General features: G+C 72.2%; 15 protein-coding genes. 8 read left to right on the top strand and 7 right to left on the bottom strand.

The features are described from left to right. The 4 genes from AB0I38_RS09110 to AB0I38_RS09125 all read left to right on the top strand — a co-directional run bounded on the left by AB0I38_RS09110 (position 1) and on the right by AB0I38_RS09125 (position 7,765). Positions 1 to 1,815: a UvrD-helicase domain-containing protein gene (locus tag AB0I38_RS09110; RefSeq protein ID WP_358464425.1), complete on the top strand. Its 1,815-nt coding sequence runs from the start codon at positions 1 to 3 to the stop codon at positions 1,813 to 1,815. A 54-nt stretch (positions 1,816 to 1,869) separates the two neighbouring features. Continuing rightward, a complete protein-coding gene (locus tag AB0I38_RS09115; protein WP_358464428.1) occupies positions 1,870 to 3,708 on the top strand; it encodes a sigma factor-like helix-turn-helix DNA-binding protein in 1,839 nt (612 codons plus the stop codon). Between the two features lie 33 nt (positions 3,709 to 3,741). Further along, positions 3,742 to 5,154: a cysteine--tRNA ligase gene (cysS, locus tag AB0I38_RS09120; RefSeq protein WP_358464431.1), complete on the top strand. Its 1,413-nt coding sequence runs from the start codon at positions 3,742 to 3,744 to the stop codon at positions 5,152 to 5,154. Between the two features lie 133 nt (positions 5,155 to 5,287). Beyond that, complete coding sequence (locus AB0I38_RS09125; RefSeq protein WP_358464434.1) at positions 5,288 to 7,765, top strand: penicillin acylase family protein; 2,478 nt, start codon at positions 5,288 to 5,290, stop codon at positions 7,763 to 7,765. A 16-nt stretch (positions 7,766 to 7,781) separates the two neighbouring features. Here the strand turns inward: AB0I38_RS09125 and AB0I38_RS09130 are convergent, their stop codons facing one another. Beyond that, the gene (locus tag AB0I38_RS09130; RefSeq protein WP_358464437.1) at positions 7,782 to 8,183 is read right to left on the bottom strand and encodes a hypothetical protein; all 402 of its coding nucleotides are present in this window, start codon (positions 8,181 to 8,183) and stop codon (positions 7,782 to 7,784) included. 105 nt (positions 8,184 to 8,288) lie between these two features. Between AB0I38_RS09130 and AB0I38_RS09135 the strand changes: the two genes are divergently transcribed. Further along, entirely contained in the window at positions 8,289 to 9,158 is an 870-nt protein-coding gene (locus tag AB0I38_RS09135) for a hypothetical protein (protein WP_358464440.1), read from the top strand. Between the two features lie 401 nt (positions 9,159 to 9,559). Here AB0I38_RS09135 and AB0I38_RS09140 read toward each other — a convergent pair whose 3' ends face one another. Beyond that, positions 9,560 to 9,964 (bottom strand): DUF6113 family protein, encoded by a 405-nt coding sequence (locus AB0I38_RS09140; RefSeq protein ID WP_358464443.1) that lies wholly within the window; start codon positions 9,962 to 9,964, stop codon positions 9,560 to 9,562. Between the two features lie 11 nt (positions 9,965 to 9,975). Beyond that, positions 9,976 to 10,923: an N-acetyl-1-D-myo-inositol-2-amino-2-deoxy-alpha-D-glucopyranoside deacetylase gene (mshB, locus tag AB0I38_RS09145; RefSeq protein ID WP_358464446.1), complete on the bottom strand. Its 948-nt coding sequence runs from the start codon at positions 10,921 to 10,923 to the stop codon at positions 9,976 to 9,978. Between the two features lie 44 nt (positions 10,924 to 10,967). Here mshB and AB0I38_RS09150 point away from each other — a divergent pair, with 44 nt between their 5' ends. Then, a complete protein-coding gene (locus AB0I38_RS09150; RefSeq protein ID WP_358464449.1) occupies positions 10,968 to 13,031 on the top strand; it encodes a S9 family peptidase in 2,064 nt (687 codons plus the stop codon). A 125-nt stretch (positions 13,032 to 13,156) separates the two neighbouring features. Here AB0I38_RS09150 and AB0I38_RS09155 read toward each other — a convergent pair whose 3' ends face one another. The 3 genes from AB0I38_RS09155 to AB0I38_RS09165 are packed head-to-tail and all read right to left on the bottom strand — an operon-like array spanning position 13,157 to position 17,841. Then, positions 13,157 to 14,926 carry an ABC transporter ATP-binding protein gene (locus tag AB0I38_RS09155; RefSeq protein ID WP_358464452.1) on the bottom strand — a complete coding sequence of 590 codons (1,770 nt, stop codon included), beginning with the start codon at positions 14,924 to 14,926 and terminating at the stop codon, positions 13,157 to 13,159. Between the two features lie 2 nt (positions 14,927 to 14,928). Continuing rightward, positions 14,929 to 16,617: an ABC transporter ATP-binding protein gene (locus AB0I38_RS09160; RefSeq protein WP_358464455.1), complete on the bottom strand. Its 1,689-nt coding sequence runs from the start codon at positions 16,615 to 16,617 to the stop codon at positions 14,929 to 14,931. Between the two features lie 51 nt (positions 16,618 to 16,668). Beyond that, positions 16,669 to 17,841, bottom strand: coding sequence for an MFS transporter (locus tag AB0I38_RS09165; protein WP_358464458.1), 1,173 nt, complete (start codon positions 17,839 to 17,841; stop codon positions 16,669 to 16,671). Positions 17,842 to 17,948: 107 nt separating this feature from the next. Between AB0I38_RS09165 and AB0I38_RS09170 the strand changes: the two genes are divergently transcribed. Then, on the top strand, positions 17,949 to 18,599 hold the full coding sequence (locus tag AB0I38_RS09170; RefSeq protein ID WP_358464474.1) for a phosphotransferase: 651 nt from the start codon (positions 17,949 to 17,951) through the stop codon (positions 18,597 to 18,599). 4 nt (positions 18,600 to 18,603) lie between these two features. Here AB0I38_RS09170 and AB0I38_RS09175 read toward each other — a convergent pair whose 3' ends face one another. Then, on the bottom strand, positions 18,604 to 20,193 hold the full coding sequence (locus AB0I38_RS09175; RefSeq protein ID WP_358464477.1) for an ATP-binding protein: 1,590 nt from the start codon (positions 20,191 to 20,193) through the stop codon (positions 18,604 to 18,606). A gap of 76 nt (positions 20,194 to 20,269) precedes the next feature. Here AB0I38_RS09175 and AB0I38_RS09180 point away from each other — a divergent pair, with 76 nt between their 5' ends. Beyond that, entirely contained in the window at positions 20,270 to 22,999 is a 2,730-nt protein-coding gene (locus tag AB0I38_RS09180; RefSeq protein ID WP_358464480.1) for a LuxR C-terminal-related transcriptional regulator, read from the top strand. The last annotated feature ends 172 nt before the right edge of the window (positions 23,000 to 23,171 follow it).

Raw genomic sequence — 23,171 nt, forward strand, 5'->3', positions numbered from 1 at the left:
GTGCCGCGGCTCGCGATCGGCCCGGAGTTCCCCAGGGAGCTCAGCGCACTGGCCCAGCCGGTGCGCAGGGACGCCGTGGTCGCGCTGCGCCGCTTCCTGCTGAACGTCACGGGCGGTCCGCACCCCGAGCGGGTCAGGGGCGCCCGGGACGCGCGGATCGCGACCCTGCGGCTCGCCGAAGGGCATCGTGGCGTGGTGGCGCGCGACCGGGACGTCTACTGGCTGCTCACGGTGCTGCCCGACCCGGACGCCTGGTCGTACGCGCGGCGCCACCGCTACGGGATCAACCCGGTGATCGGGGTGGTCGAGGAGTGGGACGCCGAGGCGCTGGAGCGGGTGGAGCCCGCGCTGCGCAGGTCGGCGGGCACCTCGCGGCTGTTCGATCCGATCTGTGACGGCGACCTGCTCGCCCTCGGCATCGACGTGCGGGCGTTACGGCTGGTGCGGCTCATCTCCACCGAGGCCGACGTGGAGGCGCTCGAACCACTTCTCCCGCCCACCCAGCACGCTCCGCTGGCGGTGCTGGCGCGCGGCGGCTCGCTCTCCGACGCCTGGCGGGAGCTGGACGGGCACCGCCCCTACGACGGCGACCCGGGGCCGATCGACGGCGACGACTTCCACGCGGCGCTGCGCCGCAGTCCGGACCGGGCGGTGTTCGTCACCGACAAGCTGGAGCTGGAACGGGTGCTGGAGTCGCCCGCGTGGTGCACGTTCCTGTATCCGCCGCAGCACCGGCTGGCCCGCGCCGCCCGCTACGACAATCCGGTGCTGGTCATCGGCGGGGCGGGCACCGGTAAGACGCTCCTGGCCCTGCACCGGGCCGCCTACCTGGCCAGGCACGGCAAGGGGCCGGTGCTGCTGGTGACCTACTCGCAGAGCCTCGGCGAGGAGCTGTCCGCCAGGCTCGACCGGCTGCTCGGCGACGAGGTGCTGCGCAAGCGGGTCGAGGTGGACAACGCCGAGCGGCTGGCGATGCGGATCGTGGGTCACGCCGAGGGGCGGCGGCCCGTGCTGGTCGGCCCCGGGGCCCGGACCCTGGCGGAGCTGACCGACGAGGCGCTGCGCCTGTTGTCGAGAGCCACGGGAGATCTACTCGACGATGTGGAGCCGGGACGCAAGCCGTACCGTCACATCATCGTGGACGAGGCTCAGGACATCAGCCCGGCGCAGTGGCGGCTGCTGCGCGCGGCGGTGCCGCACGCGCACGACGACCTGTTCATCGTGGGCGACCCTCATCAGCGGATCACCGACACGCGCGTGGCGCTCGGCGCCGTGGGCATCCCCGCCGCCCTGCACTCGCTGTGGATCTCCCGCAGGCTGCCGCAGGAGCTGCTCTCGTTCGGCGTCCGGCTGCGCGGCGGCGGCCTGGCGGGCGGGCTGGTCAAGGGCGTCTCCGGCCTGTACGGCTTCCGCGCGACGCGCAACGGCGAGCACCCGCTGATCCGGGTCTACGACTCGGCCGAGGCGGAGCTGGCCGGGCTGGCCACGACGATCGCGTCCTGGCTGGAGGAGGGCGTGCCCGCCGGGCAGATCGCCGTAGGAGCCCGCACCCCGCAGCTGGTGCGAGCGGCCAGGCGGGCGCTCGCCGATGCCGACGTCCGGGTGTCGACGTTCCAGAATCTGAAGGGGCTCGAATTCGAGCGCGTCGCCCTCATCGGCGTGGCGGAGGGTATCGTGCCCGAGACGCCACCCGACGATCCTGGCGCCCGCGCGCGACTCCTGCAGCGGGAGCGGGGCATGCTGTACGTCGCCTGCACGCGAGCACGCTCGATGCTCTACATATCCCATTCGGGAAGAGGTAGCCCTTTTCTGTAGCTCTGATCACATACTCTGAACTGCGGATATCTTCCCTTCGCCGGTTGGACCTCAATGAACCTCAGCCTGAGTGACCTCGCGCCACCCCTGCGCTGGACCTCCCCTGGGCAGATCGCGCCGATCGCGGAGGATCCCCAGCTGCCCGAGGCCTGGTGGCAGGCGATCCCCCTCGACCGCGCGTGCGCCATCGTGGGCGCCCAGGCCGTGGCCGGCCGTCTCGCCGATCTCGCCGTCACCTGCTGGGGCCATCTGCTGCTCGGCGACATCCTGCCGCTGCTGCGTTTCGCCAACCCGGCCGAGGCGGAGCGGGCACCCGAGACCCTGGGCAAGGACGTGGTGCAGAAGCTGTTCGGCGGGGTGTTCGAGCGACTGCTGGAGCCGGCGCCCGAGCCTGCGCCGGCCCGCCCCGACAAGCCGCTGCCCGACCTGGTCGACGGGCTGTTCGCGGCGCTGGACGACCGGCAGCGGGCGATCGCGCGCGACCGGCTCTACGCGGTGCAGCGGGCCACGCTCGACGAGCTGGCGCAGCGTTTCTCCGTGACGCGGGAGCGGATCAGGCAGATCGAGCGCGACCTGCGCGACCACGTGGAGGCCTGGCTGGGCGGGCCGGAGGCGACCGCCCTGGTCGCGCACGTCACCTGGCTGCGGGGCCGGCTCGGCTCGGCGGTGCCCGCCGACGACCTGGCCGCGGCGGTGCCGTGGCATCGCGCCGAGCTGCGCACCCTGGGCATCCCGGCCTGGCGGTTCGTGCGCACGCTGCTGACCGGCTACGAGCAGGCCGACGGCTGGCTGATCGCGGGCGGGGCCGAGGAGCTGCGCGAGAAGACGCGCCAGCTGTTCGCCGACGGGCCCCGGCCGCTCGGCGAGGCCGTCGCCATGGTCACGCAGCTCGGCATCCGCGAGGACGTGGCCGAGCGGTGGATCGCGTCGGTGCCGCAGCTGCGGGTGCTCGACCAGCACGTGGTGCCGTGGCCGCGCAGCATCAACGAGAAGGCCGAGGCGGTGCTGCTGGTGGCCGGTCGCCCGCTGTCGCCCGAGGAGATCCAGGAGCGCATCGGCGAGGACTACAGCCTGGTCGGCATCCGCAACCAGCTCACCGCCGACGGGCGCTTCCACCGGGTCGACCGCAACAAGTACGGCCTGACCAAGTGGGGCGGCGACGAGTACCTGGGCATCAGGGAGATGATCGCCAGGGAGATCGAGCGGGCCGGCGGCGAGGCCTCGGTCAGCACCATCGTCACCAACCTGACCTCCCGCTACGACGTGAGCGAGAGCTCGGTCCGGGCCTACTCGGGCGGGCCGGGGTTCGAGCGGACCCAGCGCGGGTGGATCCGGGTGGCGGGCACCTCTCCCACCGGGGAGGCGGAGCCGTACCAGCCGCGTAAGGACGTGTCGGAGACCCGGCGCAGCTTCCGCAGCCGCGACGGGCGCTGGTGGCACCGGGTGGACGTCAACGCCGAGCATCTGCGCGGGTCGGGCTCGCCGCTGCCCACGGGGTTCGCGGCCTACCTGGGCATGGCTCCCGGTGGCCAGCTCACCGCCTCGACGCCGTCCGGCGACGTGGTGATCAGCTGGCACAACCAGCCGACGATGGGCTCGATCCGCAACGTGCTGGCCGACTTCAAGGCCGGCGAGGGTGACCACGTGTTCCTGACCGTCTCCGACGGCGGCGAGCTGCTGACGCGCTACCTGCCGGCCGCCCCGGCGGGGATACCGCCGCTGAACCGCGCCCTCCACCTCATCGGCTACACCGCGCCGGTGACCTCAGAGATGGAGGGGCTGCGGCTGATCGGCGCCCGGGTCGGGCTGCCCGACACGACCTCCCGCGACGAGGTGCTGGCCCGGCTGCGCGAGCGCGGCGACCGCGACATCGTCGGCTTCCTGGGCGGATGACCTCCTGCGCGGGCCGAGGGCTAGGCTCGGGGGATGTTGCGGATCTACGACACGAGGACCAGGCGTACCGAGGAGATCGCTCCCGCGCGGGCACTGCGCATGTACACCTGCGGGCCGACCGTCTACCGGCACGCGCATGTCGGCGACCTGCGTTCCTACCTGCTGTCCGACCTGATCCGCCGGGTCCTGGAGCGCCGGCGCGTGCGCCTGGTGGTCTGCCGCAACATCACCGACGTGGGTCACCTCGCCGGCGACACGGACTCCGGTAAGGACGTCGGTGAGGGCGTCGGTGGGGGCGTCGGTGAGGACAAGGTCCTCGCCCGGGCGCGGGCCGAGGGCCGTCCGGTCACGGAGGTCACCCGCCACTACGAGGAGTCCTTCGAGAGCGACACGGCCGCGCTGAACCTCCGGCCGCCGGAGCACGCCCCCCGGACCAGCGAGACGATCGAGCCCATGGTCGAGCTGATCGCCAAGCTCATCGAGCAGGGCCATGCCTATGCGGTCCCGGACGGCTCGGTCTTCTTCGACGCCGCGTCCTTCCCGACGTACGGCGAGATCTCCGGCAACCGGCTCGACGCCCTCAGACCCGGTCACCGGCACGGCGACGTCGACCCGCGCAAGCGCTTCCACGCCGACTGGGCGCTGTGGAGGCCCGGCGACGGCGAGCTGACCTGGGACGCCCCGTGGGGTCGCGGCTTCCCTAGCCGGCACATCGAGTGCTCGGCCATGTCCCTGCGCTTCCTCGGCGAGCGGGTCGACCTCCACACCGGGGGCATCGACCTGCGCTTCCCCCACCACGAGGACGAGCGCGCCCAGTCCGACTCGGCCGCCGGGCACGAGGTGGTCAAGCACTGGGTGCACGGCGAGCACCTGCTGTTCGACGGCCGCGAGATGGCCGAGTCGACCGGCAACGTGGTGCTGCTGTCCGACGTCGCCGAGGCCGGGCTCGACCCGCTCGCCGTGCGGCTGGCGTTCATGGAGCAGCGCTACCGTCACCAGGTCAGCCTCGACTGGGACGCGTTGCGGGCCGCCGACCGCACGCTGCGGCGCTGGCGGGGCCGGGTGGCCGAGTGGTCGGAGTCGCCGAGCGCGCCGATGGCCCGCGACCACGTCGAGCGCGCCGAGGCGGCCTTCGACGACGACCTCGACACCCCCACGGCGTTGCGGATCCTGCGCGAGCTCGAACGCGACGAGTCGGTGCCGCCCGGCTCCAAGTTCGAGTCGTTCCTGCATCTCGACCACGTGCTGGCGCTCGACCTCTCGACCGGGATCGGCAGGACCCCGATGCTGCCGCCGGGCGCGGCCGAGCTTCTCGACCAGCGGGCCCGGGCCCGCGACTCCCACGACTGGCCCGCCGCCGACCGGTTGCGCGACTCGCTCGCCGAGATCGGCGTTCTGGTCTCCGACACGCCCGACGGGCAGGTCTGGGTGCTCGGCGGACACTGACGGCCGGTCGCCGTGACGGTGAGAGCAGTGACCACGGACTGCCAGACTTAGGGGGCATCGCGGGAGTTTGGAGGTTTTCGTGAGGTTGAGGCCCTATGCCTGGCTGCCGTGGCCTTTGCGCTGGTTGGCACGGGTGTTGACCATCTTCCTCGCACTCGCCGTGGTGCTCGCGGGGGTGCTCGTGTACACCGTACGGCAGTCGTTCCCCCAGGTGGAGGGGACTCTGCGGCTGTCGGGCTTAAACGGGAATGTGGAGATTTATCGCGATAAATCTGGCATCCCGCACATCTACGCGGACACGTCCGAGGACCTGTTCATGGCGCAGGGCTTCGCGCACGCGCAGGACCGGTTCTGGGAGATGGACTTCCGGCGGCACACGACCGCCGGGCGGCTGTCGGAGCTGTTCGGCGCGGCCACGGTCGAGACCGACAAGGCGATCAGGACCATGGGCTGGCGCCAGGTGGCCGAACGTGAGCTGCCCGAGCTGAGCGTGCGCACCCGGCGCTACCTCGACTCCTACGCCAAGGGCGTGAACGCCTGGCTCCAGGCGAACCCGAACGCCTCCGACCGCAGCCTCGAATACTCCGTGCTCAAGGTGCAGAACGGCGGCTACACCCCCGAGCCGTGGACCGCGGTCGACTCGGTCGCCTGGCTGAAGGCCATGGCCTGGGACCTGCGTTCCAACCTGGAGGACGAGATCGACCGCGCGCTCGCCCTCACCAAGCTCCCCCGGGAGCGGGTCGAGCAGCTCTACCCCGGTTACCCGTTCGACGAGCACGAGCCGATCGTCACCCAGGGGGCGATCGTCGAGGAGCGCTTCGACCAGCGGGCCAAGCCGCGGCAGGACGAGCCGGCGACCGACGCGCGAGGCGCGGCGGCGCTGGCACAGGCCAGGAAGACACTCGACGCCCTGCCCGGCACGATGAGCGGCCCCGACCACGAGGGCATCGGCTCCAACTCGTGGGTGGTCTCCGGCCGCCACACGGCCAGCGGCAAGCCGCTGCTCGCCAACGACCCCCACCTGTCGGCCCAGCTCCCGTCGGTCTGGTACCAGGCGGGGCTGCACTGCAGGGAGATCACGGAGCAGTGCGGCTACGACGTCACCGGGTTCACCTTCGCCGGCCTGCCCGGCGTCGTCATCGGGCACACCGACAAGATCGCCTGGGGCTTCACCAACCTGGGGCCCGACGTGGCCGACCTGTTCATGGAGAAGGTCACGGGCGACACCTACCTGTACAAGGGCGAGCAGGCCAAGCTGGAGACCAGGCGTGAGGAGATCAAGGTGGCAGGAGGCGCCACCGTCACGATCGACGTCAGGAGCACCCGGCACGGGCCGCTGATCAACGAGGTGATGGGCGACGTCAAGCCGGGCGAGGGAGCCAACGCGGTGGCCCTGCAGTGGACCGCGCTGATGCCCGGCCGCACCGCCGACGCGATCTTCGCACTGAACGAGGCCGCCGACTGGCACGAGTTCAGGGCCGCGGCGGCGCTGTTCGACGTGCCCGCCCAGAACCTCGTCTACGCCGACACCGAGGGCGGCATCGGTTACCAGGCGCCCGGCTGGATCCCGGTGCGCGAGAAGGGCGACGGCACCTGGCCGGTGCCCGGCTGGACCGGCGAGTACGACTGGAAGACCGCGCCGATCCCCTACGACCAGCTCCCCTCGGTCGAGAACCCCGCGGAGGGCTACATCGTCACCGCCAACAACGCGGTCATCGACCCTCGCCGCTACCAGCCGCTGCTGACCAAGGACTGGTCCTACGGCTACCGCTCGCAGCGCATCACCGACCGGCTCAAGCAGGAGATCGACAAGGGCCAGGTCGACGCGGCGACCATGTCCAAGATCCAGCAGGACAGCAACAACGGCCTGGCCACCACGCTGATCCCCGCGCTCATGGAGGTGGAGCTGGCCGGCCCGAGCGCGCGCGCCCGGGAGCTGCTGAAGGGCTGGGACGGCTCGCAGGGCCTCGACTCGGCCCCCGCCGCCTACTTCAACGCGGTCTGGCGCCACCTGCTCAAGCTGACGTTCGACGACGACCTGCCGGAGGCCGCCCGGCCGAGCGGCGGCGACCGCTGGTACGAGGTGGTCAGGCGGCTGCTCGACACCCCCGACGACCCGTTCTGGGACGACACGACGACCAAGCAGGCCACCGAGACCCGCGACGACATCCTCCGCCAGGCGCTGGCCGACGCCTACCAGGAGGTGTCCGGGCTGCTCGGCGACGACGTCGGCTCCTGGCGCTGGGGCGACCTGCACCAGCTGCCGCTGACCCATGGCTCGCTCGGCACGTCGGGCATCGGGCCGATCGAGGCCCTGTTCAACCGGGGCCCGCTGCCGGTGCCCGGCAACAAGGACGCGGTCAACGCGACCGGCTGGAACGTGCAGAAGGGCTACGCCGTCACCGCCGTACCGTCGATGCGGATGGTCGTCGACCTGGGCGACCTGGACAAGTCACGCTGGATCAACCTGACCGGCGCCTCCGGCCATGCCTTCCACGACAACTACTGGGACCAGGCGACGCTCTGGGCCGAAGGCGGGCTGCTGCCGATGTACTCGCGGAAGGAGTCGGTGCGCGACGCCGCCGTGCACACGCTGCGGCTCACGCCCTGATTCACCCACCCTGGCCTCACCCGCCCTGCCGCTCTCCCGCGCGCCGTCGCCACCACAGGGCCGCGCGCGGGTAGCCGCCGTCGTCGAGGCCCGCCAGCCGCTCGAACACGTTGTACGACGCCTGGTGCCCGCAGAGCAGCACCGAGCACAGCATGGACAGCAGGTAGAGGGGGAGCATGGGCAGGCCGACGCACCACGCCCACTGGGTGGCGTGCCTGCCCTCGTGCAGGATGAGCCGATCGTCGAGCGAGTCTCGCCTGGTCAGCACGACGTTGCCCACGGTGAACGCCCCCGCGATGGGGAAGCGGTAGCGGTAGCCGAAGGCGAGCACGAGGCCGTCGGGCCCGGGCTGCCGGGTGGCGCCGCCGATGACGGAGATCAGCAAACCTAGCGGGGTGGCCAGATTCAGATAGTTCACCACCCGACGGAACCTGTGTCGCCTGTTCATGCGTCTCAGTCTTGACCAATCTTGACAACTCGGAATAATGATCGACGTCCTGAAATCTCCCTAAAGAGCAGGATCATGAGATTTTCCATTCTGGGCGCGCTGGTCGGCGCCATGGCTCTGGCCGGTGCCGGCGGTATCGCGATCACTCAGACCTCGGCGAGCGACCCCATGGGTTTATCCGAGGCCCCGCTCCGCGTCGTGATCGCGTCGTCGACGCCCACCCCCAAGATCGGTAAGTACACCGCCACGACGAAGGTCGTCAAGAAGAAAGGCACCTCCTACCTGGACGTGGCCGTCAAGTACGACGGCGCCGCCAGGTTCACGATCCGTCAGCGCGTCTGCAAGGGCAAGTCCTGCCGTACGACCGCCGCCGAACTCCCCGTGACCACGGGCGCGGGCAAGGCCAGCAAGAAGCTCGGCAAGGGCGCGTACAAGGTGAAAGGCAAGCCGAAGGTCAAGGTCAAGGTACTGCCCTGGCCGACCCGAACGGTGACGGCCACGCCGACGGCCACGGTCACCGAGACCGCGCCCGCCGAGACGGTCACGGCGACCGTGACGGAGACGGCGACGCACGAGGTCACGACCACGGTCACCGAGACGGTCACGGCGCCTCCGGTGACGGTCACGGCTACGGTCACCCAGACCTGCCAGCCGGGGATCCCGGTGATCCCGCCCTCGGAGACGCCCTCGGTGCCCCCGTCGCTCCCGACCACCCCCGAACCGACCCCATCGCTCCCGACCGTGCCGGAACCGACCCCGACGCCCTCGACCACTCCCACGATCACCGAGGAACCGACCGGCGTCCCGACGGACACCCCGCCCCCGGTGGACCCGATCCCGATCTGCCCCACGGCCACGGACACACCGACGGACACACCGACGGTGCCGACCGACGTGCCGACGGAGCCATCGGAAACCCCACTCCCGGAACCCCCGGCCCAGTAGAACACCGACCCTGAACGCCGGGCCCCGCGCACATCCCGTGGGACCCGGCCAGACATGCACCCCACGGGCCCGGCCAGGCAGACACCCCCGGCCGGGCAGACACCCTTAGGACTCCGGCCAAGCGCGCATCCCGTGAGCCCGGGCCCCAGACATGCACCAGATGGGCCCCGGCCAGCCAGGCGTCATCTGGGACCCGGCCAGGCGTGGACCACGGCCGGGGCCCAGGGGGCGCACGTCACGGCGGCTCGCCGGGGAACCGGAGGAGCGTGTCCCTGGAGAGGGCCCGGCCACGGGCGGCGGGTGGGCCTTGCCGTGCCTTGCCGTAAAAGATGGTCGCAAATACGGGTGGGCCTTCCCGTGCCTTGCCGTAAAAAATGGTCGTATAAACGCGGTCGCGCGGGTCAGGGGTGGCCGCGGAGGAGCCAGGAGCCGGGCGGGGAGGTGGAGGGGGACAGGAAGAAGCCCGCCACCAACGCCACCATCCCCCCATAAAGGTAGACATATCCGGCAGCGCCCCCCGCGATCACCAGATCCCCCTGCGACAGCTGCAGCGAGAACGGCATCGACACCAGCAACCACCCGGCGGCCGTCACGGCCGCCCCCATCTTGGCGCGCATCAACCTGCCCGCCCCCACACAGACGCCGAAGAGCCCCAGCACCCACGCGACCGCCGCGGCGGGGACCGGGCCCAGGTGCCACGCGTCCTGCGTGAACCCGCCCACGATCCCCATGACGAGCCCCAGCACGAACAGCATGCCGTAGGCCGCCCCACCCAGGGCCGACTCGGCCTGGCTGCGTTGCTCCATGTCGACCGAGGTTAGTGGATGCCGGCGAACAGATCGTTCTCGCGGTGGCCCGGCTCGCTGAGCCCGCCCGCCTCGACCGGCAGCCCGGGCACGTCGGGGCCGGGCGCTCCCTTGGCCAGGATGAAGTGCTCCACGCCGACGGCCTGCTGGCCGATGCCGTTGGACAGCGCGAACCACGGGTCGCGCACGCTGATCTGTGTGGCGTGGGCGCGCATCGCGTCGAGCTTGCGGCCCACCCACGGCCGCGCGTCGATCTCGGTGGTGATCGCCTCGTCGGGACTGCCGAACGGCGCCTTGTCGACGTCCTCGGCGACGAACGACACGTCGGTGGCCTCGCGCAGCGCGTCGGCCGAGCGCCGCATGACCGAGTCGGCCATGGCCGTGTGATAGAACTTCGCGACGCGCCACGGCTCGCCCTCGCCGAACTCCGGGTCGGCCGCGAGCTCGACGGCCCGCAGGGACACGCGGTGCGCCTGGATGTGGTCGGGGTGGCCGTAGAAGCCGTTGGCGTCGTAGGTGACGAGGACCTGCGGCCGCACCTCTCGGATGACCTTGACCAGCTCGCCCGCGGCCTCGTCGAGGTCGGCCTGCCAGAACGCCTCGGGCCGCTCGTTGGAGGCGAGCCCCATCATTCCCGAGTCGCGCCAGCGTCCCGCCCCGCCGAGGAAGCGGTGGTCCTCGACGCCGAGCGCCCGGCACGCGCCGGCGAGCTCGCCGGCGCGGTAGGGGCCGAGCGCGTCGTCGCGGTCGGCGGCCAGATGGGCGAGGTCGGCCGGGATGATCTCGCCCTCCTCGCCAAGCGTGCAGGTCACGAGCGTGACGTGGGCGCCCTCCGCGGCGTAGCGGGCCATGGTCGCGCCAGTGCCGATCGACTCGTCGTCGGGATGGGCGTGCACGAACAGCAGCCGCCGATCGCGCCCGTGGTTTCGCTCGCCGGCCGGCGCCTCGCTCTCCGTCATGCCTCCGAGCCTAACCAACCCCTTCTGCTGGCAGGATTGGCGCCATGAGTGAGAGCTTCCCGCGACTTTTCGCCAGGACCCGCCGGTTCACCCTCGGAGTGCCCAGGGGCTTCACCATCTCCCCCGACGGCGCCCGGGTCGTGTTCCTGCGCACCAGGTCCGGCACCGACCCTGTGACCTGCCTGTGGGAGCTCGACACCGAGACACAGGCCGAGCGGCTGGTCGTCGACCCGCGCTCGCTCGACGCCGACGACGACCTGCCGCCCGAGGAGCGGGCCAGGCGCGAGCGCAGCCGCGAGCAGGCGGGCGGCGTGGTCGCCTACACGACCGACAGCGCGGTCACCACGGCCGTCTTCGCCCTGTCGGGCGGCCTCTACGTCACCGACCTGCCGAGCGGGGAGACGCGCCGGCTCGACATCCCCGGCTCGGCCATCGATCCGCGCGTCTCCCCCGACGGCCGCCGGGTCGCCTACGTCACCGGCGGCGCCCTGCGTGTCCAGGACCTGACCTCCGGCGACGACCGGGCGCTGGCCGCGCCCGAGTCACCGACGGTCACCTACGGCCTGGCCGAGTTCATCGCCGCCGAGGAGATGCACCGGATGCGCGGCCACTGGTGGTCTCCGTCGAGCGACGCGCTCCTGGTCGAGCGGGCCGACGAGGCGCCGGTGCACAGCTGGTACATCGCCGACCCGGCCAATCCCGACCGTCCGGCGGTGACCCAGCGCTACCCGGCCGCCGGCACGCCCAACGCCGTCACCGAGCTGTTCGTGCTGGGCCTCGACGGGACGCGGGTGGCGGTGCCGTACGACGACGAATACCTCACGACGGCCGCCTGGGACTCCCACGCGCTGTCGATCGTGACGATGCCACGCGATCAGAAGGCGCTGCGGCTGTTCGCGGTCGACCCCGCGACCGGCCGGTCCACGCTGGTCCGCGAGGACACCGATCCGGCCTGGGTCGACGTCGTCGCCGGTGTGCCCGCCCACCTCGACGACGGGTCACTGGTCTGGGTGGCCCAGGCCGACGGCGGCAACCGGCTGTTCGTCGGCGACCGCGCGGTCACCCCGCCGACGCTGCAGGTGCGCGCGGTGCTCGACGTCGACCACGACAGTGTGCTGTTCACCGCCAGCGGCGACCCCACCGAGATCCAGCTGTGGACCTGGGACGGCCACTCGCTGCTGCCGGTCTCGACCCGGTCCGGCGTGTTCTCCGGCCGGATGGCGAGCGGCGTCGGCGTGCTCAGCGAGCAGACCCTCGACGTCGAGGGCGTCTCGACCACGGTCGTGCGCCGCGACGGCGTGGCGATCCCGATCCCGTCCATGGCCGAGCATCCCGGTCTCGACCTGCGGGTGTCACTCGGCCGTTCCGGCCGTCGCGAGCTGGCCACCGCCGTGGTGCTGCCCTCCTGGCACGAGCAGGGCTCGCGCAGGCTGCCGGTCCTCATGGACCCGTACGGCGGGCCGCACGCGCAGCGGGTGCTCAACCGGCGCGGCGGCTACCTGGAGAGCCAGTGGTTCGCCGAGCAGGGTTTCGCCGTCATCGTGGCCGACGGGCGGGGCACTCCCGGCCGCGGCCCGGGGTTCGAGCGCGCGGTGCTGGGCGACCTGGCGACCCCGGTGCTGGAGGACCAGGTCGACGCCCTGCAGGGGGTGGCCGAGCAGTATCCCGACGATCTCGACCTGACGAGGGTGGCCATCCGCGGCTGGTCGTTCGGCGGCTTCCTGGCGGCGCTGGCGGTGCTGCGCAGGCCCGACGTGTTCCACGCCGCGGTGGCCGGGGCCCCGGTGACCGACTGGCGGCTGTACGACACCTGTTACACCGAGCGCTACCTGGGCCACCCGGACGAGCAGCCCGAGGTCTACGACAACTCCTCCCTTTTCGGGGACGCCGCCAAGCTGGACCGCCCCTTGTTGCTCATCCACGGCCTGGCCGACGACAACGTGGTGGCCGCCCACACGCTCCGCCTGTCGTCCGCGCTCCTCGCGGCCGGCCGCCAGCACAACGTCCTCCCGCTGTCCGGTGTCACGCACATGACGCCGCAGGAGGTCGTGGCGGAGAACCTGCTGCTGCTCCAGGTCGACTTCCTGAAGAAGTCGCTGGGCGAGTGACGTCCCGCTCACCTGTCCCCTCGGTCCAGGGCATCACGCCGACCAACGTGATGCCCTGGACCGGCCGAGCGAACAGGGCATCACGCCGAGCGACGTGATGCCCTGGACCGGCCGGGCGAACGGCGTCAGCCAACCGGTTCGTGCGGCGGACGGGCGGGCACACCGTGCCAGCTGCCCCACAGCGCCGCGTACGAGCCACCCGCCGCCACCAGCTCGTCGTGCGACCCGAGCTCGCTGATCCGGCCGTCCTCCACCACCGCGACCCGGTCGGCGTCGTGGGCCGTGTAGAGGCGGTGCGCGATGGCGATGACCGTCCGGCCCTCCAGCACCGCCGCCAGCGAGCGCTCCAGGTGCCGGGCGGCACGCGGGTCGATCAGCGAGGTCGCCTCGTCCAGCACCAGCGTGTGCGGGTCGGCCAGCACCAGACGGGCCAGCGCCAGCTGCTGGGCCTGGGCGGGCGAGACGGCCAGGCCGCCCGAGCCGACCACCGTGTCGAGGCCGTCGGGCAGGCCGAGCACCCAGTCGAGCGAGTCGACCGCGTCGAGCGCCGCACACACCGCCGCGTCGTCGGCCCCCGGCCGGGCGATCAGCAGGTTGTCGCGGAGCGTGCCCTTGAACACGTGATGCTCCTGGGTGACCAGCGCCACGTGGCCGCGCAGCTCGTCGAGCGGCAGGTCGACGAGCGGCACCCCGCCGACCGACACGACGCCGGTGCGGGGGCCGTGGATGCCGGCCAGCAGCCTGCCGAGCGTCGACTTGCCCGCGCCCGAGGGGCCGACCATGGCCAGCCGTTCCCCCGGCCTGACGGTCAGGGAGACGCCGTGCAGCACGTCGCGGCCCTCGCGGTAGGCGTAGCGGACGTCGTCGGCCTCCATCAGCTCACCGGTGGGGCGGGTGGCGGAGGGCGCCCGGTCGTCGGGCACGTTGGCCACGCCGAGCAGCCGTGCCATGGCCGCGCCGCCGACCTGTAGCTCGTCGATCCACATGAGGAACCGGTCGAGCGGGTCGATCAGCTGCTGGGCGTAGAGGGTGGCCGCGGTGACCTGGGCCAGCGTCACCCAGCCGTTGGTGTAGAAGAGCCCGCCGACGAGCAGCGTGGCGCAGACCGGGAGGACGTAGCCCAGCTCCACGGCGGGAAACCAGATCGTGCGCAGGCGCAGGGTGTAGCGCTCGGCGCCGAACGACCCGCGGATGTCGGCGTCGGTGCGCTGCCCGCGCCGCCGGTGCAGGCCCAGCGCCTCGATCGCCCGCGCGCCGTCGACGGTCTCGGCCAGCCCCTCGGTCATGTCGGCGTAGGCCGCGTTCTCGCGCAGGTAGCCGTCGCGGGCCCGGTTGAGATACCACCGCGTCGCGGACCACAGGATCGGGCCCGCGATCAGCATCGGCAGCATGAGCAGCGGGCTGACCAGCACGATCGCGCCGATGGTGATCGCGAAGGTGACCACCGCGATCAACGTCTCGGGCACGGCGTGCCGAACGGTCCTGGACAGCGAGTCGACGTCGCGCGTCGTCCTGGTGATCAGGTCGCCCGCCCCGGCCCGCTCGACCGTCGACAGCGGCAGGCCGAGCACCCGGTCGACGAACTCCTCGCGCAGTTCGGCGAGGACCTTCTCGCCGAGCCGGGCCGAGGCCAGCACCGCGTAGCGGACGAGGACGCTCTGCAGCAGCAGGAACCCGCCGATGCCGAGGGCCACGAGGCCCACGCTCACCTCGCCGTCGTCGCGGATGGTCTGCACCAGCGTGCCGAGCTGCCAGGGCACGGCCAGTCCGGCCACCGCCGCGAGCCCGTGCAGCACCAGGGCGACGGTGAGCTGACGCGGATATCTCAACGTCAGCCGCCTGGCGTAGGCGCGCACCTGTTTCTCGTCGGCGACGGGCAGGATCTCGCGGGCCATCGTCAGTCCTCCCCTCTGGTCACGGTCGCGGCGTATCGCGGTGCGGAGGCCAGCAGGTCGCGGTGGGCGCCCTCGGCGATCACCCTGCCGTCCTCGACGTAGATCACGTGGTCGGTGCGGTCGAGCACCAGCGGGCTGGTCGTGCAGACCAGCGTGGTACGGCCGGCGCGGGCCCGGGCCAGCCGGTCGGCGATGCGCGCCTCGCTGTGGGCGTCGACCGCGCTGGTGGGCTCGACCAGGACGAGCACCTCCGGGTCGAAGAGCAGCGCCCTGGCCAGCCGGAGCCGCTGCTGCTGGCCACCGGAGAACTCCCGCCCCGCCTCGGCCACCGCGGCGTCGAGCCCTTCGGGCAGGGCTTCCACGATGTCCTCGGCGCACGCGGCGCGCAGGGCCTGCCGCACCTGCTCGTCGGAGGCGCCGCCGCGGACGTCGAGCTCGTCGCGGAGCCTGCCGGTGAACAGCCGGGCACCGTTGTCGGCGACCAGGATGCGCGAGCGGATCTCGGCCATCGGCAGCGTGGCCAGGTCGGCCTCGCCGAAGGTGACGTCGCCGTCGGCGTAGCGGCCCAGCCGATCGGCGATCGCGATCGCTTCCTCGGGCGCGGCGGCCGCGACGGCGGTCAGCATGCCCGGCCGGACGGTCACGCCGCTGTAGCAGTCGCGGAGCACGCCACCTTTGCTCGTGCCGGTGCCGCCCGACACCTCGGGCTCGATGGACAGGATCCGCACCACCCGGCGGGCGGCCACGTGGCCCTTGGTCAGCTTGTCGGCGGCCTCGGTGAGGGTGCGCATCGGCCCGATCAGGAAGACCGCGTAGCCGTAGAAGGCGACCAGCTGGCCGACCGTGATCTCGCCGCCGACCGCGAACGACGCGCCGACGCCGGTGACGGTGGCGATGAGGATGCCCGGGAGCAGGATCTGCGCGCCCTCCAGCAGCGAGTCGATCCTGGCGACGCCGACGCCCGCGTGGCGGACCCGCTGCGACTCCTCGCGGTAGCGCTCGGCGAACACCTGCTCGCCGCCGATGCCGCGCAGCACCCGCAGCCCGGCCACGATGTCGGCCGACCGGGTGGCCAGGTCGCCGGCCAGGTCGCGATGGAGGTTCTGCCGCCTGTGCAGCGGTTTGAGCAGCGGACCCACGGCGACCATCATGATCGGCACGCCGACGAGCACCATCAGGCCCAGCGGCAGCGAGGTGGAGAGCAGGATCACGGTGACCGTGACGATCGCCACGACCGCGCCGGTGCCGCGCAGCAGGATGTCCATCGCGGTGCCGATGTGGGCGATGTCGGAGTTGCCGACGCTGACCACCTCGCCGGTCGACAGCCGCTTGGGCAGCGTGGCCCCGAGGCGGGCGGCCTGCCTGGCGGTCACCTGGACGGTGCGGTAGGCGGCGGCCAGCCAGTTGTAGACGGCCATCCGGTGGCGCATGATGCCGGAGCCCGCCTGCACCAGGCCGAGCCCGAGCATGATCGCCGACCAGGTCAGCAGCGCCCCGCTGTCCTTGGCCATGACGGCGTCGATGCCCTTGCCGAGCACGGCCGGCACCAGCGCCTGCACCAGCCACCAGACGATCGCGAACGCGATGCCGGCCAGGAGGGAGGGCAGCTGGGAGCGCGCGTTCCACCACAGGTAGCGCAGTGGACCGCGGATGTCGGGCACGCCGGGATCGGCTTGGGGAAGGGAGCGCATAACCTGTCAAGATTGGCAAGGTTCAGGTTGACCAGGCAAACGGTTTTCGCGTCAGGAGGGCAGCGCCCTGAACGCCCTGAACGTGTAGACGAACGCCACCAGCGCGGTCAGGGCCAGCAACAGATAGCCCAGCGTGTACGCCCCCGCGGCGCTGTAGACGACGCCCATGACCAGGGGCGGGAAGTAGCCGCCGAGCCCTCCCGCGGCTCCTACCAGGCCCGTGACCGTGCCCACCCGCGACGCCTCGACCACCTTGGCGACCAGCGCGAACACGCCTCCGGTGCCGAGACCGAGCAGGAGCGCCATCAACACGAAAGAGACCCCGGCGGGTAGCTCCGGCGGCGGCCGGAAGCACAGCACGATCGCCATGATCACGACCCCGGCGAACGAGATGAGCAGCACCCGGACCGGCCCGATCCGGTCGGACAGGATGCCGCCCAACGGCCTGGCGACCACGGCCGCGATGGAGAATCCGGCCGTGCGCAGCCCGGCGTCGGTCTGCGCGAACGCGTACACGTTCTCCAGCAGCGTGGGCAGGTAGGTGGAGAAGGCGACGAACCCTCCGAACGCCACCGCGTACAGGAACGAGCACTGCCAGGTCGCCTTGACCTTCAGCGCCTCGCGGATCCGGGGCAGCGCCGGCGCGGTCGCGGGTCGCCACGCGGGCGAGTCGCGGCTGAACGCCAGCATGATCAGGCCCATCACCGCCAGCGCCACCGCCATCAGCACGTGCGTGGCCCCGCGCCCGAGCGCCTCGACCAGCCGGGGCGTGCAGAACGCGGACAGGGCCGTGCCGCCCATCCCGGCCCCGAACACCCCGGTGGCGAAGCCTCGCCGCGGGGCCTCGTACCAGGCGTTCACGAAGGGGATGCCGACCGCGAAGGAGGTGCCCGGGATCCCCAGCAGGAACCCCCAGAACAGCAGCCACCCGTACGAGCCGGACCAGCCGACGAGCAGCACGGGCAGGATCGACAGGAAGCAGATGATCGCGAACATCCGCCGCCCGCCCAGCCGGTCGGCCAGCACACCGACGGGGATCCGCCCCAGCGAGCCGACCAGCACCGGGATCGCGACCAGCAGCGAGGTCTGCGTCGGCGCCAGGTGCAGACTCTTCGTGTAGCTGCTGCTCAGCGGCCCGATCAGGTTCCACGCCCAGAACGTGAGAGCGAATGCCGAGGTCGCGAGGACCAGGTTGCGCGTCTGACCGCGGCGGAGATCTGCCATGCACTATCTGTAACATGTCGTCACATACGGTAGTGATGCGGGGTATGCCGAATGCGCCTGGCGCGCCGGGTGATGTCCGGGCCGCCGGTAGGCCAGAATCGTTGCCTGTGAGGCACGGCTACACCAACAGCACGGTCGGCGACGGCGCCCTGGTGGTCAAGTGTTACCAGGGGCCGGGCGCGGCCACGCGGCTGCGCACCGAGAGCAGGTTCCTGCGCAGGCTGAAGGGGCGGCTGCCGGTGCCCGCCGTCCACCAGATCACCGCGACGAGCCTGACCATCCGGTTCGTCGACGGCGTCCACGGCGAGGACCTGCTGGACGACGGCCGGGCGGCCGAGGTGCTCGCCGGCTGCGGGCGCACGCTCACCCGCATCCACCGGCTGGGGATCGTCCACGGCGACTTCGGCCCGCAGAACTTACTGTTCGACCCCGAGACGTTCGAGACGGCCGCGATCCTCGACTGGGAGTGGGCGCATCAGGGCGTGCCACTTGAGGACCTCGCGTGGTGCGAGTGGATCGTCCGCACACACCACCCCGCGCATGTGCCGTCCCTGGCGTCCTTCTTCGACGCCTATGACGGCACGGTGCCGCCGTGGGAGCGGCGGCACGCGGCCATGCTGGCGCGCTGCCGCGACCTGCTCAACTTCGCGGCGCGCTGGGAGCCGGGCGGCGAGGGCGAGAAGCTGTGGCGCCACCACCTGGAGACCACCGCCACCTGGACCGCCCACCCCTGCCCCCACCCCTGCCCCCACCCCTGACCGCTCACCCCGGCCGCACCGGCACATCGCCACCCCCGACCAGGGCCGGCAGGTCGACGAGCAGGACGTCACCCCTGCGGCGCGCCGTGCCGATCAGGTCAGGATGGAACCCTTCGGTCGAGAAGATCGCCAGGATCGCCCGCGTGGTGTCGTGCCCATGCTGCGAGAGCAACGCCTTGAGTCGCTCCAGGCGGTCGAGGTCTGCCACGCCGCGCCTGGTGAGCGTCGCCTTGGCTTCGCCGACGAGACTGACGACCGCCCGTCCCGCTCTCTTGTCGATCGCGACGACGTCGATCTCATGCTTGGCCTGCCCCTGACGGTCGTTGACGACCGTCGCGGTGATCTGGCTCGCCTCACCGCGGAGAGCGGGGTCAGCCTGCGTGCGGAGCCAGTCTCTGGCGCAGTCCTCGAAGTGCGGTCCCAGGATGCGGGACAGGAAGGTCGGCTCGGCGCGCCGCCACGCCTCCACGGACTGTCCCGTCTCGACCAGGTCACGTTGCGGGACGGTGATCAGGTTGTGGAAGCGGATGATGGGGTCGGCGATCGTGATCACCGGCCGCCGCTCCCAGAGCGGATCGGACTCGTACCTCAGGAAGCCCGCGCTCACCAAGGCCTCGACAGGACGGGTCACCGTGGTGCGCGGCTGCTCCAGCAGGGCACCGATCTTCGCCGGACCGGTGGCGCCGGCCGCGACCGCGTTGATGATCGCGTAGTGCAAGGCGCTGCCGCTGAACTTGGGATCCTCGCGCAGCAGGTACTCCGCTTCACTCGCGGAAAAGAGGGCCTGCCGCGGATCCAGCACGGTGGCCGCGGCCCATTCCCGCACGTCGACGAGACTTCGCGGCGGATCGACGTTGGCGAGATTGCGGTAGCCGGGAGAGCCGCCGAGGATCGCATGCACGCGGAGGGCGGCCGACGAGTCGCCGATCCCCCAGTGCCGGGCCATGCCGGGCAGGTCGAACGCACGCAGGCGAAGGTCGATCGCCGCACGGCCCCGAAGCGCCTTGGTGCCCGACAGCAGTTCGTTCATCACCGACATGGCCGAACCGCAGACGATCACTCGGCCGCTTGGCCCGTGTCCCGCCTGCGACTGGTCGTAGAGCAACTGGAGCAGGCCGGGCAGTTCCGGTGAATGGGCCATCCAGTACGGCAATTCGTCGATGACCAGCACCCCCGGACCATCGCCGCGCCGCGCGGTCAGCTCGATGGCCGTCGTCAGCAGGGACTGCCAGCCGGTGTCGGCGACGAGCTCGGGCCCCATCCCGGCATACCGGGCGATGTCCGCAGCGAATCGCTGTCTGGCGGCGACGACACTCTCCTCCGCGACCGCGGACACGTAGAGCCCACCGACGGTTTCGGCCAGCGCTCGCAACAAATAGCTTTTTCCCACGCGGCGACGACCGGAGACGACCCCGAGTCGTAGCTGCGGGTCAGGATGGCCAACGAACCGGGCCAGCGCGGACCACTCCGCGTCCCGCATGAGCACTCGATCAGGCTTACGCACGGATGCCACCTTATTAGTATGCTTGCAAACATACAAATTAAGCCTCGAATGATCAGACCGCGCGAGGTGGCCGATCCGGCGGAGACGCATCGGCGATTTCGCCGGTCCCGGACGTCTTTACACCGCACCCCTTTATCAGTTGACACCCGCGAGTAACACTCTGGTCATGTCGTCAGCCGCTGTCACGCGCCAGAGCGTCCTGCACGGGCGCGCCGCCGAGGAGGCCGCCGTGCGGCTGCTGCTCGACCGGGCCCGCCAGGGAGACGGCGGGGCGCTGGCCCTGCTGGGGTCGCCGGGCATCGGCAAGACCGCCGTGCTCGACCTCGCCGTCACACTGGCGGGCGATTTCGCCGTGCTGCGCGCCCGGGGGATCCGCCAGGAGACGCACCTGCCGCTGTCCGGCCTGCACGCGCTGCTGCATCCGGTGGCCGGGCTGATCCGGTCGCACGTGCTGACCTGGGCGCTGCGGCTGGGCCGCAGCGACGGCGGGGTCGCGCTCCCGGCCGCGTTGCTGGAGTTCCTGCGCGAGCTGGCCGGCGCGGAGCCGGTGCTGGTCTGCGTCGACGACCTGCACCTGCTCGACGCGGCCAGCCGGGAGGCCCTGTCGTTCGCGGCCAGGAGGGTGGCCGGGGAGCGGATCGCGCTGCTGTTCACGGCATGGGACGCTGCCGGGCTGCCGGGCGAACTGCCAGGCGACGTCCCGGTGCGGACGCTGGAGCCGCTGGACCAGGCCGCGACGCGCACGCTGGCGGCGGAGCTGCTGCCGGGCAGCCTCTCCGGCGACCTGCGCGGCAGCCTGGAGCGGATCTCGCGGGGCAACCCGCTCGCCCTGCGCGAGCTGGTGGAGTCGCTCAGCGCCGAGCAGCTGGCCGGGCTCGCGCCGGCGCCCGACAGCCTGCCGGCCCATGGGCGGCTGCACCGCGCGCACGCCGACCGGCTGGCCGGCCTGCCCGAGGACACCCGGTTCCTGCTGCTGCTCCTCGCAGCCGATCCGGGTCTCGACACGGCGACGCTGATCCTCGCCACCGAACCGGCCGACCCGCTGTCCGTGCTGGCGCCCGCCGAGCGCGCCGGGGTGATCCGCGCCGAGGGCGAGCGGTACGTCTACACCGACGAGACGGTCCGCGCCGTCGCCTACGCCGAGGCGCCGCTGGCCCGGCGGCGGGCCGCGCACCGGCTGCTCGGCGACCTCCTCGGCGGGGAGAGCCGGCGGCTGGCCAGGGCCTGGCACCGGGCGGTCGCGCTGGACGGCCCGCCCGAACGACTCGCCGCCGAGCTGGCCGCCGCCGCCTCGACCGCCGCGCGTCACGGCCATCCCGGCCCCTCCCTGGCCTACGAGCGGGCCGCCCGGCTGACCGGCCACGACGCCAGCAGGGCCGAATGGCTGGCCGCGGCCGCCCGACACGCGTGGGTGTCCGCCGACTTCCCGCGCGCCAGGTCGCTGCTGACCTGGTTGCGCCGCCCGGTGGCGTCCGATTCCTCACGCGGTCAGGCCGAGCTGATGTACGGCCGGCTGGAGCTGCTGAGCGGCAACGCCGACAGCGCCCGCGACAGGCTGCTGGCCGCTGCCACCTGGCTGGTGGAGCACGACCGGCTGGTCGGGGTGAAGGCGCTGCTGCAGGCGGCGGAGGCCAGCTACCTGGCCGGCGACATCCGTGCCCTGCACGCCATCGCCCGGCAGGCCGCGGTGCTGCGCCGCGGCGACGACTGCGTGGCCGCGCAGCTCATGTTCGAGTACCTGGAAGGGATAGCGGCCACGTTCAGCGGCCGGCACCGGGCCGCCGCCGGGCCGCTGCGCCGGGTCGTGGAGCTGGCCGCGGGGGTGAGCAGCCCGGTGACGCTGGTCTGGGCGTGCGTGGCGAGCCTGCTGCTCGGCGAGGACGCCACGGCGATCGAGCTGTCGGCCCGGGCCGTCGACACGGCGAGGCGGCGCGGCGCGATCAGCGTCGTGCCGCAACTGCTGGAGTCGATGATCCAGGCGCAGTTCTGGCTGGGCCGCTACTCCTCCGTCGCGGCCCACGCCACCGAGGGGCTGCGGCTGGCCCAGGAGTCGGGCCAGCTCAACGCCGCGGCCCAGCACCTGGCCTGGCTGGCGCACGCCGCCGCCGTCCAGGGCGACGCGGAGAGCTGCCGCGACCGGGCCCACGCCGCCATCGAGCTGGCCGAGTCCCATGGCCTGGGCATCGCCACCACGCTCGGCAACTGGGCGCTGGCCCATCTCGACCTGTCCATCGGGCGTCCGGCGGAGGCGGCCGCCAGGCTGCGCGGCAGGCACGGCAACGACCACGTCGTCATCCGGGTCATGGCCAGCCCGCACTTCATCGAGGCGGCGACCCGCATCGGTGACAGGAGGCGGGCCGCGGCGGCCCTGCGGGTGCTGGAGCGCTGGGCGGCCAGCACCGGCAGCCCGGACCGGCTCGCGCTCGTGGCGCGCTGCCGGGCGCTGCTCGCCGCGCCGGGCGAGACGGGCGAGCTGTTCCGCGAGGCCCTGGAGCTGCACCGCCAGGGCGCCTGCCGGTTCGAGACCGCCCGTACCCAACTGCTGTACGGCGGAGCCCTGCGCAGGGAGCGGCGGCCCGGCGCCGCGCGGGAGCACCTGCACGACGCGCTGGAGACGTTCCAGCGGCTGGGCGCGGCGCTGTGGAGCGAGCGGGCCCGGACGGAGCTGCGCGCCTCCGGCGAGGCCGTCGTCCACGTCTCCCCCGCCGGAGACCCGGAGCGGCTGCTCACCGCCCAGCAACTGCGGATCGCCCGGCTGGTCGCGGACGGCGCGACCAACAGGGAGGTCGCCGAGCGGCTCTTCCTGAGCCCGCGCACGATCGACCACCACCTCAGGAACGTCTTCGTCAGGCTGGGCGTGCGCTCGCGCGTGGAGCTGGCGCGGCTGCTCTCCTGAGACCGGCGGCGCACGTCCCCCGAAACCGGCGTGCCGCCTCTCCTGAGACCGGCGATTCACGCGATGCGGGTGCTGACAAGCGGGCTCAACAATGTCGGCGGACACAGGTTCCCCCCACCGGTTCCCCCCATCGGACCCCCCAGCGAACATGGAGTTCCCGACGTGTCTCTCC

Origin of the sequence: Nonomuraea cavernae (assembly GCF_040655715.1) — a bacterium.
Taxonomy (GTDB): Bacteria; Actinomycetota; Actinomycetes; order Streptosporangiales; family Streptosporangiaceae; genus Nonomuraea; species Nonomuraea cavernae_A.